The sequence below is a fragment of the Variovorax sp. 05N34 genome, from assembly GCF_056397405.1.
Map to the genome: position 1 here is coordinate 133,195 of NZ_JBFTNI010000009.1, position 12,890 is coordinate 146,084.

Below are 12,890 nucleotides of genomic sequence, written 5' to 3' on the forward strand. Positions count from 1 at the left end.
GTGGAGAAACCCAAATTGAAGGAGCTAGTGATGAACAAAGACACCGTCGAAGGCAACTGGAAGCAGCTGAAGGGCAAGATCAAGGAGCAGTGGGGCAAGCTCACCGACGACGACTTCGATGTCATCGCCGGCAAGCGGGACCAGTTGCTCGGGCGCATCCAGGAACGCCATGGCGTCAGCCGCGACGAGGCCGAACAACAGGTGGCGGCCTGGGAAAACCGCGACGGCCGCACACCCGCCATCTGGATGGAACGCGTCTGAGGCAGCCGCTTCGCTCAGCCGGATTCATCCGACCCCAGTTCAGCAACTTCAGAGGAACCAAGCCATGAAAAAACATCTGCTCATGATCGCCATTGCATCGACCTGCTGCCTCGTCGCCGGGCAAGCCAGCGCAATGTCATCCGACGAATACAAGGCCGCAAAGGACAAGATCGAGGCTGACTACAAAGCGGACAAGGCGCAGTGCGACGCGCTGAAGGACAACGCCAAGGACGTGTGCGATAAGCAGGCCAAGGGCAAGGAAAACGTTGCCAAGGCCGAACTCGAACAGCAATACAAGCCCAGCGACGCGCACGCCCGCAATGTCGCCGAAGAAAAGGTAAAGGCCAACTACGAAGTCGCGAAGGAAAAATGCGACGACCAGAAGGGCGCAGCCAAGAGCGCTTGCGAGAAGGAAGCCAAGGCCGAGGAAGCGCGCGGCAAGGCCGACATCAAGTCGATGAAGATGTCGTCTTCCAAGCAATGAAGATGATGTAGATACATTCGCTTCATAAAAGAAATGGCGTCCTCGGACGCCATTTTTTTATCCGCGCTCGACGCGAAGTTCGTCGACGGCGGCAAGGAGCGCAGCTGAAAGCTTGACGGGGCGCTGTGTGTCGCGGTCTACGTAGACATGAACAAAATGCCCTTGGGCAGCCGCAGTGTCTGAGCCCTCGGCGAACAAGCCGACTTCGTAGCGCACGCTCGAACTCCCGGCATGGGTCACGCGAATGCCCGCCTCCACAGTCTCGGGAAAGGACAGAGGCGCGAAATAGTTGCATTGCGTCTCGACGACGAATCCAACGGTCGTGCCTCGATGGATGTCGAGAGCGCCGCGCTCGACAAGGTGCGCATTGACGGCAGTGTCGAACCAGCTGTAGTAGACGACGTTGTTGACGTGGCCGTACATGTCGTTGTCGGCCCAGCGCGTCGGGATGCTGCGAAAAGCCCGATAGCTGCTGCGGTTCTGAGGGGAGGGTCGATCACTCATGGCGCGGCATTGTGCCAGCGGCGCCAATACTCGAAAGCGACGCGAAACGTGCCCAACTGCACCTGGACGGTGTCCGCAATGTCGGCCGCATAGCCACCTGCCATGGCAAACGCCAGCGGAATGCGCCGCTGCCAGGCGAAATCGAACACACGCCGATCGCGCGCCTCCAGGCCGTCGAAGCTCAGCTTGAGCCGGCCAAGGCGGTCGCCTTCGAAAGGGTCGGCGCCCGCGAGATAGATGATCAATCCTGGCGTGAAGCGCCGTTCGAGCTCGTCGAGCGCCAGTTCGAGCGCCGCCAGGTAGTCGGCGTCTCCACAGCCATCGGGAAGCTCCACATCCAGGTCACTCGCCTCTTTTCGGAAGGGAAAGTTCTTTTGGCCGTGCATCGAGAGGGTGAAGACGCTGCCATCGCCACGGAAGATGCTGGCTGTGCCGTTGCCCTGGTGAACATCGAGGTCGACGATGGCCACCTGGAGCGGTAAGCGGCCGCGGCGCCCGTGTTCGGCCTGCATGAGCCTGGCGGCCACCGCTGCATCGTTGAAGACGCAGAAGCCGCCGCCCTTGCCCGCACTCGCGTGATGCGTCCCACCAGCCATGTTGCCCGACACCCCCTCGGCCAAAGCCGCTCGGCAGGCGGCGATCGTTGCGCCAGTGGAGCGGCGCGAGCGCTCGACCATCGCCTCGCTCCAGGGGAACCCGATCTCGCGCATGGCCTCCGTCGACACGCTCCCGTCGCTGATGGCGGCAATCCATTCCGGCGTGTGCGCGAGCGCGAGTTCACCGTCACTCGCCCGAGGTGCCTCGATCATTTCGACCTGCGGCTGATGACGCTGGAGGCCGTCGCGCAGCATGGCGTAGCGCCCCATCGGAAAACGATGTCCGGGCGGCAAGGGCAAAACAAACTGGCCTGAATAAAACGCACGCATCGGAAACATTGTCAGGTGCTGATTTAGAAATCACGTTCTAAATTGCTGCAACGCAACAAGAATCCTCTTGTTTACAAATCTCAGCTGCCTATACTTGCGTCCATGCTGCACCGCAACATGAGTCGAGGGGCAGCGCAACGCGAATCCACCTTTTACTTCTACTGGAGCACCTCATGGCCCTCACCGCAGACCAACTCATCGCAGTGCAAAAAGCAAACCTCGAAACCCTGTTCGGCCTGACCACCAAGGCTTTCGAAGGCGTCGAGAAACTCGTCGAACTGAACGTGACCGCTTCCAAGGCTGCTTTGACCGAAGCTGCCGGCACGACCCAAGCTCTCCTGAACGTCAAGGACGCGCAAGAACTGCTGTCCCTGCAAGCCAGCCTCTACCAGCCCCTGGCCGAAAAGACCGCTGCCTACAGCCGTCACCTGTATGACATCGCCCAAGGCACCGGCGCCGAGTTCACCAAGGCTTTCGAAGTCAAGGCCGCTGAAGCTCAGCAAGCATTCGTCGGCCTCGTCGACAGCGCTGCCAAGAACGCTCCGGCCGGTTCGGAAACCGCCGTTGCCGTGATGAAGAGCGCAGTGGCCGCCGCCAACAACGCTTTCGAATCGGTGCAGAAGGCCGTCAAGCAAGCGAGCGACGTTGCTGAAGCCAACTTCCAGGCCGTGTCGACCACTGCCGTGAACGCAGCCAAGAGCACCGCTCAAACCGCTACGCGCAAGCGCTAAGCAAGCAAGCAAGCAACGATTGTCTCCTTGGGTCCTTCGGGATCCAATTCAGGCCCCCGTCCTCGGACGGGGGCTTTTTTTATGGCCCGTTGCTCGCCGCCCCCAGGCTCGCGCACTTCGTGTCGCTCTCCACCCCCAACCGGGGGCAACACCGGTGGCCCGGCGAAGCCGGTACCACGGTGTTTCTGGAAATTCGCTCGCTTTGCGGGCTGCTCTTTGATAATTGCGCAATTCTTTTGGAGACTTGGATGCAAATCGACGGCAAGGTTTTTATCGTGACGGGTGGGGCTTCGGGGCTTGGCGAGGGCACGGCTCGGATGCTGGCAGGCAATGGAGGCAAGGTGGTGATTGCCGATATGCAAGCCGAGAAGGGGGAAGCGGTCGCCAAGGAAATCGGCGGGGTTTTCGTCAAGTGCGACGTGAGCCAGGAGGCGGATGGGCAGGCTGCGGTCGCTGCGGCGCAGAAGTTGGGCAAGCTGATGGGGCTGATCAACTGCGCGGGCATTGCGCCGGCGGAGAAGACGGTTGGCAAGACGGGGCCGCATGCGCTGGCTGTTTTCAGCAAGACCGTCACCGTCAATCTGATTGGCAGCTTCAACATGATTCGCCTTGCGGCGGATGCGATGAGCAAAAACGAGCCTGAGGCTACGGGTGAGCGCGGTGTGCTGATTTCCACTGCCTCGGTCGCGGCCTATGACGGGCAGATCGGGCAGGCCGCGTACAGCGCATCGAAAGGCGGCGTCGTGGGCATGACGCTTCCCATCGCCCGTGACCTGGCCCGCAACGGCATCCGCAACATGACGATCGCACCGGGCATCTTCGGGACGCCGATGCTGTTCGGCATGCCGCAGGAAGTCCAGGATGCGCTCGCCGCCAGCGTGCCCTTCCCTTCGCGCCTCGGTACGCCTGACGACTACGCCAAGCTCGCCAAGCACATCATCGAGAACGACATGCTCAATGGCGAGGTGATCCGCCTCGACGGCGCGATCCGTCTGGCGCCGCGCTGACGCTTCCCAGGGCGCCTTCAGTGTCGCCGTCCGGGATCAGGTTGCCCGTGCGCTCAAGGCGCTCGTATTGCGCGATCACCTGGGCGCCGAAAAGCACCAGCGTCGCCGCGATTTCCAGGCTCAACAGGACCACGATCGCGGTCGTCAACGAGCCGTAGACCACGTTCACCTGCGAAAGCGTCGCGAAATAGAGCACCAGCAGGCGGCGCGTCACTTCCCACAGCAACGTGGCGGTGATTCCGCCGAGCAGCGCATGCCTCAGCCTGAGGTGGCCGACCGGCATGACGAGGTAGAGCGACGTCAGCATCAGGATCTCACCGGCCAGTCCCAGCAGATACAAAAGCAGGCCGGAGACGCCCGACAACGACCACCTGTGGCCGAGCAGATCGATGCTCTCCTCCCCGATGATCTGCAGCGCTCCGGACACAAGGGTGACCAACAACAGGCCTACGCACAGGCAGAGGATGTAGACATACGGCATCACCACCGAAACGAGAAAGTGCCGGGAGTGATCCGCCTTTCGATGATGAAAAATCACTGCCATCGCGCTTTCGAGCACCGTGAAAGCGAGCGAGCTGAAAAAGATCATCGTCACCAGCAGCACTGGCCCGAGCACGTCCGCGTGCGTCAGAAAATTCGAGAGTTCGGCGACGATGGCGCGCGATTGCCCGGGTAGCAGCCATTCCAGATAGCGCCCCACGGCTTCGAGCAGCGCGGCCTGTTCGATGAAGTGCGACAAGGCGATCACGCTCACGATCAGAAGCGGCACGATCGACAGCAGCGCGTAGTAGGCAACAGCACCGGCCAGCAACAGCCCCTGGTTGGCCCTGAAGGCTTTGAGCGCCTGCCAAATGAACCGCAACGGGTGGCGCAACAAGGGCGGTGCGTGGATGATGTTTCGGCGAATCATGCGTCTACTTCGGGAAGGCCAGTATGCCGCCGGCCGGCGACTGATCGATGGCTTGCGTATCATCTGCCGCTCTCCGCCTACATGACCATCCCCGCTTCATTCATCCAGGAACTGATCGCGCGCGCCGACGTGGTGGAAATCGTCGGGCGCTATGTTCAGCTCAAAAAGGCGGGCGCCAATTTCATGGGGCTCTGCCCCTTTCACGGGGAAAAGTCCCCTTCGTTCTCCGTCAGCCCGACCAAGCAGTTCTATCACTGCTTCGGCTGTGGCGCACATGGCAACGCGATCGGCTTTCTCATGGAACACGGCGGCATGGGTTTTGTCGAAGCCGTGCAAGACCTTGCGGGCCAATATGGCCTGCAGGTTCCCGAGGACGATGCCTCCCCCGAAGAACGCGCCCGCGCCGCTGGTCAAAGGCAGAAGCAGGTCACCCTTTCCGAAGTACTCGAAAAGGCCGGCGAGGCGTACCGGAAGCACCTTCGACAGGCGCCGGGCGCGATCAACTACCTGAAAGCTCGGGGAGTGTCCGGCGAAATCGCGCGGCAGTTCGGCATCGGCTACGCGCCGGCGGGCTGGCGCACGCTGGCCAGCGTGTTTCCCGACTACGACGACCCGCTGCTGGTCGAAAGCGGCCTGGTGATCACGGGCGAACCCGAGGAAAACGGCGAAGGCAAGCGCTACGACCGCTTTCGGGACCGCGTCATGTTCCCGATCCGCAACGTCAAAGGCGAATGCATCGGCTTCGGCGGACGGGTATTGGGCGACGAAAAGCCCAAATACCTGAACTCGCCCGAAACACCGGTCTTCAGCAAGGGGCGTGAGTTGTACGGGCTCTACGAAGCCCGCGCTGCCTTCCGTGACAGGGGCTATGCCCTCGTTACCGAGGGATATATGGACGTCGTGGCGCTCGCCCAACTGGGCTTCCCGAACGCGGTCGCAACCCTGGGCACCGCCTGCACGCCGGAGCATGTCCAAAAGCTATTTCGCTTCACCGAATCCGTCGTCTTCAGTTTCGACGGCGACGCCGCCGGCCGCCGCGCTGCCCGAAAGGCACTTGACGGCGCGCTCTCGTACGCGACCGACGTGCGCAGCATCAAGTTTCTCTTCCTGCCTGCCGAACACGACCCGGACAGCTTCATTCGAGAGTTCGGCGCCGACGCTTTCGCGCGCTTCGTCAACGACGCGACACCTCTCAGCCGCTTCTTGATCGAAGCCGCCAGCGAAGGTTGCGACCTCGGCACGGCGGAGGGCCGCGCCCACATGTCGAGCAATGCGCGGCCACTCTGGACCGCTCTCCCGGACGGCGCCCTGAAGCGCCAGTTGCTCGCCGAAATCGCCGCGTTGGCGCAATTGAGCGGGCAGGACCTTGAACGGCTGTGGGCGCCGTCGGCCGCGAGACCCCCCGCTCCCGCGACCCCATCGCTGCCGCCGGATGAGGACTGGAGCGCCTGGGACGGTCGAAACGAGTGGGTCGACGAGCATCCCCGGAGTTCGTCCGAACGTCGGCGATTCAAGTCTTCCAGAGCGCCTGTACCTCGGCCGCCACCCGGGGGGCGCAAGCTGCCGACCAGTCGGCCGGACGTCGCGGCAAGACTCATCCTGTCGAACATGGCGGAGTGGGAGGGCCTGTCCCATGAACTGCACGCCCTGCTCTGCGACCTGCCCGGCGAGCACGGGCTGCTTTTTGCCTGGCTCGACAGCCAATTGCACGAGCACGGGATCCAATCCTGGGCCGGATTGCGCGAGGGCCTGCGCGGCCAACCGCTCGAAGCGCTGGCTCTTCGCGTAATGACAGGCCCCGACGGAAGCCTCATCGGCAATTCAGAGGGCGAACAAGCGGCCGACGCCGCCCGGGAATTGCGCAGCGTGCTCGACTACATGCTGGACGACTTGCTCAAGTCGCAACAGACGGAGGCCATCGAAGCAGCCAAGACCGACCCGCATGCGCTGGAACGCTACAAGGCCCTCCAAGCACGTCGCCTCGAACTGCGACAGCGCCTTAAATCAAGCACCACGGACGGGGCTTGAAAAAGCTGTAACAGCTATAATTTAAGGCTTCGCCAGAACGCGAAATAGGCAAGAGCGACAGCAGCACCTCCGGGCCGACCCCAAGCGCAATGCACTTCCCAACGGGAAACGGGTCAATTCACCGCAAGGACTGCACACCAAATGTTCGCCCGACATCTTGCCTTTTGATGGCCGTTCGAGGACCTCGCGTCCTCGCTGCCTCATTGTTTGTGCTCCCGCCTGCGCCGGTTTTGGCGCGTTGATTCCGTTGGTCCATCTTGTTGTACGAGGTTTTATGCCCAGTTCAAAGAAGCCTGCCGTGTCTACCGCCAAAAAACCGGCTGCAGAAAAGCCATTGAAGCCATTGAAAAAAGCCGCGCTGCCGGCAACCAAGACGGGCGCCGCCGCGTCCAAGGCGTCTGCAGCAACGAAAGTGAATACCGTGCCTACGAAAACGACCACCACCGCTGAAACCCTGAAACCCGCCGCAAAGAAAGTCGGCCGTCCTCCCAAGGCAGCCGGTGCGCCCGCCGCAACGGGCGGCGCAAAGCGCGGCCGCAAGCCCAAAGCGGGCAACGAGTCCGTCTCCAGCGACATCGATCTGTCCGACATCGAAGACGATCTGGCGGGTGAAGAACCGGTCGTCGCCGCGACCGAAGAAAAGGTCAAACCGCTCCGCATGAAGATCAGCAAGGCGAAGGAACGCGCCTTGATGAAGGAGTTCGGCCTTGACGAGACCGTGCTGTCCGAGGAAGACCTCGCAAAGCGCCGCTCGCGCCTCAAGACCCTGATCACGCTCGGCAAGACCCGCGGCTACCTGACGCACGGCGAAATCTCCGATCACCTGCCGGACAAGCTGGTCGACGCCGAAACCATGGAAGTGGTGGTCACCATGCTCAACGACATGGGCGTGGCCGTGTACGAGCAGACGCCCGATGCCGAGACTCTCCTGCTGAACAACACCGCTCCGACCGCCACGACGGTCGAAGAAGCCGAGGAAGAGGCCGAAGCGGCGCTTTCCACGGTCGACAGCGAATTCGGCCGCACCACCGACCCCGTACGCATGTACATGCGCGAAATGGGCACGGTCGAACTGCTCACGCGTGAAGGCGAAATCGAAATTGCCAAGCGCATCGAAGGCGGCCTGATGGCGATGATGGAAGCCATCTCGGCTTCGCCCGCCACCATTGCTGAAATCCTGCGCCTGGGCGAAGACATCCGCGAAGGCAAGGTCGTCATCTCGACCATCGTCGATGGCTTCTCGAACCCGAACGAGGCTGACGACTATGTGGCCGAAGAAGACTTCGACGAATTCGACGAGGAAGACGACGACGACGGCAAGGGCGGTTCCAAGGCGCTCACCAAGAAGCTCGAGGAACTCAAGCGCGACGCACTCGAACGCTTCGACCGTATCGCAGTGTTGTTCGAAAAGATCCACAAGATCTACGACAAGGAAGGCTACGGAACGCCGTCCTATCAGAAGGCACAGCACTCGCTCTCCGAAGAGCTGATGACCATCCGCTTCACCGCCCGCACCATCGAGAAGCTGTGCGACCTGGTGCGCACGCAGGTCGATGACGTTCGCAAGAAAGAGCGCGAACTGCGCCGCATCATCGTGGACAAATGCGGCTTCCCGCAGGACGAGTTCATCCGCGACTTCAGCGGTTACGACAAGAACGGCAACCGCGTCCCGTCCAACCTGCTCAACCTCAAGTGGGTCGAGAAGCAGGCTGCCGCAGGCAAGCCCTGGAGCGCCGTGCTTTCGCGCAACATTCCGCCGGTGCAGGAACTGCAGCAACGTCTGGCCGACATCCAGTCGCGCGTCGTGGTGCCGCTCGCCGAGCTCAAGGACATCAACAAGCGCATGAACGAAGGCGAATCGTCTTCGCGCGATGCCAAGAAGGAAATGATCGAGGCCAACCTGCGTCTCGTGATCTCCATCGCCAAGAAGTACACCAACCGCGGCTTGCARTTCCTCGACCTGATCCAGGAAGGCAACATCGGCCTGATGAAGGCGGTCGACAAGTTCGAATACCGTCGCGGCTACAAATTCTCGACGTATGCGACGTGGTGGATTCGCCAGGCGATCACCCGCTCGATTGCCGATCAGGCGCGCACCATCCGCATCCCGGTGCACATGATCGAGACGATCAACAAGATGAATCGCATCAGCCGCCAGCATCTGCAGGAGTTCGGCTTCGAGCCCGACGCCGGCATCCTGGCTGCGAAGATGGAGATCCCGGAAGACAAGATCCGCAAGATCATGAAGATCGCGAAGGAGCCGATCTCGATGGAAACCCCCATCGGCGACGACGACGATTCGCACCTGGGCGATTTCATCGAGGACAGCAGCAACACGGCGCCGATCGAGGCCGCGATGCAAGCCGGCCTGCGCGACGTGGTCAAGGACATCCTCGACAGCCTCACGCCGCGCGAAGCCAAGGTGCTTCGCATGCGCTTCGGCATCGAGATGTCGACCGATCACACGCTGGAAGAAGTCGGCAAGCAATTCGACGTGACCCGCGAGCGCATCCGCCAGATCGAAGCGAAGGCGCTGCGCAAGCTCAAGCACCCGTCGCGTTCCGACAAGCTGCGCAGCTTTATCGATACCCTGTAAGCTCGCATTCGCTGCAAGCAAGAAGATGGCGCCCTCGGGCGCCCTTCTTTTTTCCGAACGCCAAGAATCGACTGGAGCCACCGCGCATGAATCCCGACGCCGACAAACTCTGGCTGGCCCCGCGCTGGGCGCTGGCCATTCTGCTGGCAGTGCTGGGCATGCTCGGTCCGTTCTCGATCGACACCTACATCCCCGCTTTTTCAGGTATCGCCCACTCCATCGGCGCCACGCCCGTGGAGATGCAGCAGACGCTCTCGGCGTATCTCTTCGGCTTTGCTTTCATGAACCTGTTCCACGGGGCACTGTCGGACAGCTTCGGCCGCCGCCCGGTGGTGCTCTGGGGGCTGGTCGTCTTCACGGTCGCTTCGCTCGGCTGCGCGTTGTCGCAGACCATCGGACAGCTGGTGCTTTTTCGCGCGCTTCAGGGCTTGTCGACGGGGGCCGGCATCGTGGTGTCCCGGGCAGTGATCCGTGACATGTTTCCGCCCGCCGAAGCGCAGAAGGTGATGAGCCAGGTCACGATCTATTTCGGCATCGCGCCGGCGATCGCGCCGATCGTGGGTGGATTCCTGTTCGTGAACCTGGGCTGGCACAGCATTTTCTGGTTTCTGGTCGCGGTGGGCGTGGTGCTGTTCATCGCCAACTACAAACTCCTTCCCGAGACGCTGCACGCCGAGCACCGCCAGCCCTTCGAGGTAAAGCACCTGATGCGCGGCTACTGGGAGCTGTGCTCCGACCCGCGTTTTCTGCTGCTGGCGCTCGCGAGCGGGGTGCCTTTCAACGGCATGTTCCTGTATGTGCTCGCCGCGCCGGCGTTTCTCGGCGAGCACCTGTCGCTCGCACCGACGCAGTTCTTCTGGTTCTTCCTGCTGACCATCGGCGGCATCATGGCTGGCGCATGGGCGAGCGGCCGGATGGCCGGCAAGGTGGCCCCCAAGCGGCAGATCCGCGATGGTTTCGTCATCATGTTGGCGACTTCCCTCGTGAACGTCGTCGCGAACGCGTTGTTCACCCCGCATGCGGGCTGGGCGTTGTGGCCGCTGGCGGTGTTCGCCTTCGGGTGGGCGCTGATGGTGCCGGTCATCACGCTGCTGGTGCTCGACTTGCATCCCGAGCGCCGCGGCATGGCTTCATCGCTGCAAGCCGTGATCGGATCGACCGCCAACGGCGTCGTCGCAGGCGTGATCGCGCCGCTGGTGATGCATTCGACGCTGGCACTCGCGGGCACCTCGATCCTGATGCTGGGCATCGGGCTCGTCGCATGGGTCTGGCTGCACGGGCGCTGGCCGGAGATCGGGCGCCTTGTCGCCGGGGCAGCCGCATGAGGCTCATGAGAATCGACGCGCTGCCCACTTTCGCTCGGGCCTGGATCCCAGGTCGCACTGCTGTCAATGGGCGTGAGCGCCTGCGGGCGGCAACCGGCGCCTTGGCCGGCTTGCTCGTCACGGCAGTGTTGTGCCAATGGATGGTTCACATGGCGTGGGGCAGCACCTGGCTGATCGCGCCGCTCGGGGCCAGCGCCGTTCTGGTTTTCGCAGTGCCGGGGAGCCCGCTGGCGCAACCTTGGTCCGTGATCGGCGGCAATACCGTCGCCGCCCTGGCGGGCGTTGCCTGTGTGCAGTGGCTGCCGGACGGCCCTTGGGTCGGCGCCATTGCAGTTGCGCTCGCCATCTCGTTGATGTTCGCGCTTCGCTGCCTGCATCCACCGGGCGGCGCCGTTGCGTTGCTGGCGGTCCTGACACACGCGACGCAATTCTCCTTTGCCCTTTTCCCGACTTTCGCCAATTCGCTGCTGCTGGTGCTGGCAGGCGTGCTCTACAACAGCTTGACGGGCCGCCGCTATCCGCACGTGCAAATCGCGCCGCGGCAGCCCACTACAGACAGCCGCTTCAGTTCGGCGGACGTGGACGCGGTTCTGGCGCGCTACAACCAGGTGCTCGACATCAGCAGAGACGATCTCGAATCGCTGATCCGCGAGACCGAAATCGAGTCATGGCACCGGAGGCTGGGCACGGTGCATTGCGTCGACATCATGTCGCGCGACCTCGTCTCCGTCGAATTCGGCACGACGCTGCAGGAAGCGTGGTCGCTGATGCACGCCCGGCGCATCAAAGCCCTGCCCGTCGTCGACAAGACCCGGCGCGTGGTCGGGATCGTCACGCAGGCGGATTTCTTCAGGCATATCGATCTGCAGCACCACGAAGGCTTGGGCGGCCGCCTGCGCGATTTCATCCGGGCGACGCGCACCGTCATGTCGAGCAAGCCTGAAGTCGTGGGCCAGATCATGACGCGGCAGGTGCGCGTAGCCAGCGAGGACCGGCCCCTCGCCGAACTGGTGCCTTTGTTCTCGGAAGGCGGCCACCATCACATCCCGATCATCGACGACGAAAAGAGGCTCGTGGGAATGATCACGCAGTCCGACTTCGTGCGCGCGCTGTATCGCGCCGTGGGGCCCCAGGACTGAGCGGCCAGAAGGCCGGGTCTGCGAAGCACTTCACTAGAAAGTCGAGCAGCGCACGCAGCGAGGCCGGCATCTGGCGCCGTGAACCATATAGCCCGTATACACCGAGCGGCTGCGGCACCGCGTCCGGCAGGAGTGCCACCAAACGCCCGCCCGCAATCGGCGCACGAACGGCATACGCCGGCTGCATCGCGATGCCCGCGCCTTCGATGGCCGCCGAAAGCAGCACCTGCGATTCGTTGGCGCTCAGATTGCCGCTGACCGGCACCGCAACCCGCTCGCCCGCCCGCTCGAACTCCCACAGGCTTTTGCCGAAGTAGGAGTAAGTCAGGCAGTTGTGGGTCGCCAGGTCTTCCACGCTCGATGGCTTTCCTTTTGCAGCCACGTAGGCGGGCGCAGCACAGATCACCGAATCGCATCGGCCGAGCGGGCGGGCGATGAGGTTGGGATCAAGATCGTTGGTGATCCGGATCGCCAAGTCGATCCGTTCTTCGACCAGGTTGACGGACTTGGCACCCATGTGGAGGTCGATGGAAACCAGCGGATGGCGGCGCAGGAATTCGGAGACGGCGGCGGCAAGCACCTCCTGGGCCAGAGAGTGCGAACTCGCTACCCGTAGCAGTCCTCGCAGCGTGTCGGCATCCGCCGCGGCGGCGGCTGGCATCTCCGCGGCCACTTCGAGCATGCGCCGGCAGCGCACAAGGGTTTCCGCCCCCGCTTCAGTCAGGCTCACGCGTCGGGTCGTGCGATGCAGGAGCCGCGCTCCCGCCCACTGCTCCATCTGTGCAAGGTGGCGCGAGACCATGGCGCGTGACATGTCGAGCGCCTCGGCCGCAGCTGTCATGCTGGCCCGCTCGGCAATCGATACGAAGACTTCAGCGGCGGCAATACGGTCCATATTCGACCGAATTCTGCAACAAACCTGCGCGCTCAACGGTGTTTTTAGACCGACCGGAGAAACATACGATCGATCGCACCCATC

12 protein-coding genes are annotated in these 12,890 nt (G+C 62.7%); 8 read left to right on the forward strand and 4 right to left on the reverse strand.

Annotated features, from left to right (window positions below):
- The first annotated feature begins 30 nt into the window (after positions 1–30).
- Positions 31–261 carry a CsbD family protein gene (locus AC1DMA_RS23430; protein ID WP_478126890.1) on the forward strand — a complete coding sequence of 77 codons (231 nt, stop codon included), beginning with the start codon at positions 31–33 and terminating at the stop codon, positions 259–261.
- 64 nt (positions 262–325) lie between these two features.
- Positions 326–745 (forward strand): hypothetical protein, encoded by a 420-nt coding sequence (locus AC1DMA_RS23435; RefSeq protein ID WP_478145643.1) that lies wholly within the window; start codon positions 326–328, stop codon positions 743–745.
- 57 nt (positions 746–802) lie between these two features.
- Here AC1DMA_RS23435 and AC1DMA_RS23440 read toward each other — a convergent pair whose 3' ends face one another.
- Both AC1DMA_RS23440 and AC1DMA_RS23445 read right to left on the reverse strand, forming a co-directional pair.
- Positions 803–1,249, reverse strand: coding sequence for an acyl-CoA thioesterase (locus AC1DMA_RS23440; protein WP_478145644.1), 447 nt, complete (start codon positions 1,247–1,249; stop codon positions 803–805).
- Positions 1,246–2,175, reverse strand: coding sequence for a histone deacetylase family protein (locus AC1DMA_RS23445; protein WP_478145645.1), 930 nt, complete (start codon positions 2,173–2,175; stop codon positions 1,246–1,248). The genes AC1DMA_RS23440 and AC1DMA_RS23445 overlap by 4 nt, the downstream gene beginning before the upstream one ends.
- Before the next feature lie 173 nt (positions 2,176–2,348).
- Between AC1DMA_RS23445 and AC1DMA_RS23450 the strand changes: the two genes are divergently transcribed.
- On the forward strand, positions 2,349–2,906 hold the full coding sequence (locus AC1DMA_RS23450; RefSeq protein WP_478126894.1) for a phasin family protein: 558 nt from the start codon (positions 2,349–2,351) through the stop codon (positions 2,904–2,906).
- Positions 2,907–3,154: 248 nt separating this feature from the next.
- On the forward strand, positions 3,155–3,913 hold the full coding sequence (locus tag AC1DMA_RS23455) for a 3-hydroxyacyl-CoA dehydrogenase (RefSeq protein ID WP_478145646.1): 759 nt from the start codon (positions 3,155–3,157) through the stop codon (positions 3,911–3,913).
- Here AC1DMA_RS23455 and AC1DMA_RS23460 read toward each other — a convergent pair.
- Complete coding sequence (locus AC1DMA_RS23460; protein ID WP_478145647.1) at positions 3,861–4,823, reverse strand: YihY/virulence factor BrkB family protein; 963 nt, start codon at positions 4,821–4,823, stop codon at positions 3,861–3,863. The genes AC1DMA_RS23455 and AC1DMA_RS23460 overlap by 53 nt on opposite strands.
- Before the next feature lie 81 nt (positions 4,824–4,904).
- On the opposite strand from AC1DMA_RS23460, the gene dnaG reads away from it, so the two are divergent.
- The 4 genes from dnaG to AC1DMA_RS23480 all read left to right on the forward strand — a co-directional run bounded on the left by dnaG (position 4,905) and on the right by AC1DMA_RS23480 (position 11,911).
- Positions 4,905–6,851 carry a DNA primase gene (gene dnaG, locus AC1DMA_RS23465; protein WP_478145648.1) on the forward strand — a complete coding sequence of 649 codons (1,947 nt, stop codon included), beginning with the start codon at positions 4,905–4,907 and terminating at the stop codon, positions 6,849–6,851.
- Positions 6,852–7,125: 274 nt separating this feature from the next.
- Positions 7,126–9,447 carry an RNA polymerase sigma factor RpoD gene (gene rpoD / locus AC1DMA_RS23470; RefSeq protein ID WP_478126898.1) on the forward strand — a complete coding sequence of 774 codons (2,322 nt, stop codon included), beginning with the start codon at positions 7,126–7,128 and terminating at the stop codon, positions 9,445–9,447.
- Positions 9,448–9,533: 86 nt separating this feature from the next.
- Positions 9,534–10,772 (forward strand): multidrug effflux MFS transporter, encoded by a 1,239-nt coding sequence (locus tag AC1DMA_RS23475; protein WP_478126899.1) that lies wholly within the window; start codon positions 9,534–9,536, stop codon positions 10,770–10,772.
- Between the two features lie 5 nt (positions 10,773–10,777).
- Positions 10,778–11,911 carry an HPP family protein gene (locus AC1DMA_RS23480; protein WP_478126900.1) on the forward strand — a complete coding sequence of 378 codons (1,134 nt, stop codon included), beginning with the start codon at positions 10,778–10,780 and terminating at the stop codon, positions 11,909–11,911.
- On the opposite strand, the gene AC1DMA_RS23485 is transcribed toward AC1DMA_RS23480, so the two are convergent.
- Positions 11,856–12,806, reverse strand: coding sequence for a LysR family transcriptional regulator (locus AC1DMA_RS23485; RefSeq protein ID WP_478145649.1), 951 nt, complete (start codon positions 12,804–12,806; stop codon positions 11,856–11,858). The genes AC1DMA_RS23480 and AC1DMA_RS23485 overlap by 56 nt on opposite strands.
- Positions 12,807–12,890: the final 84 nt, after the last annotated feature.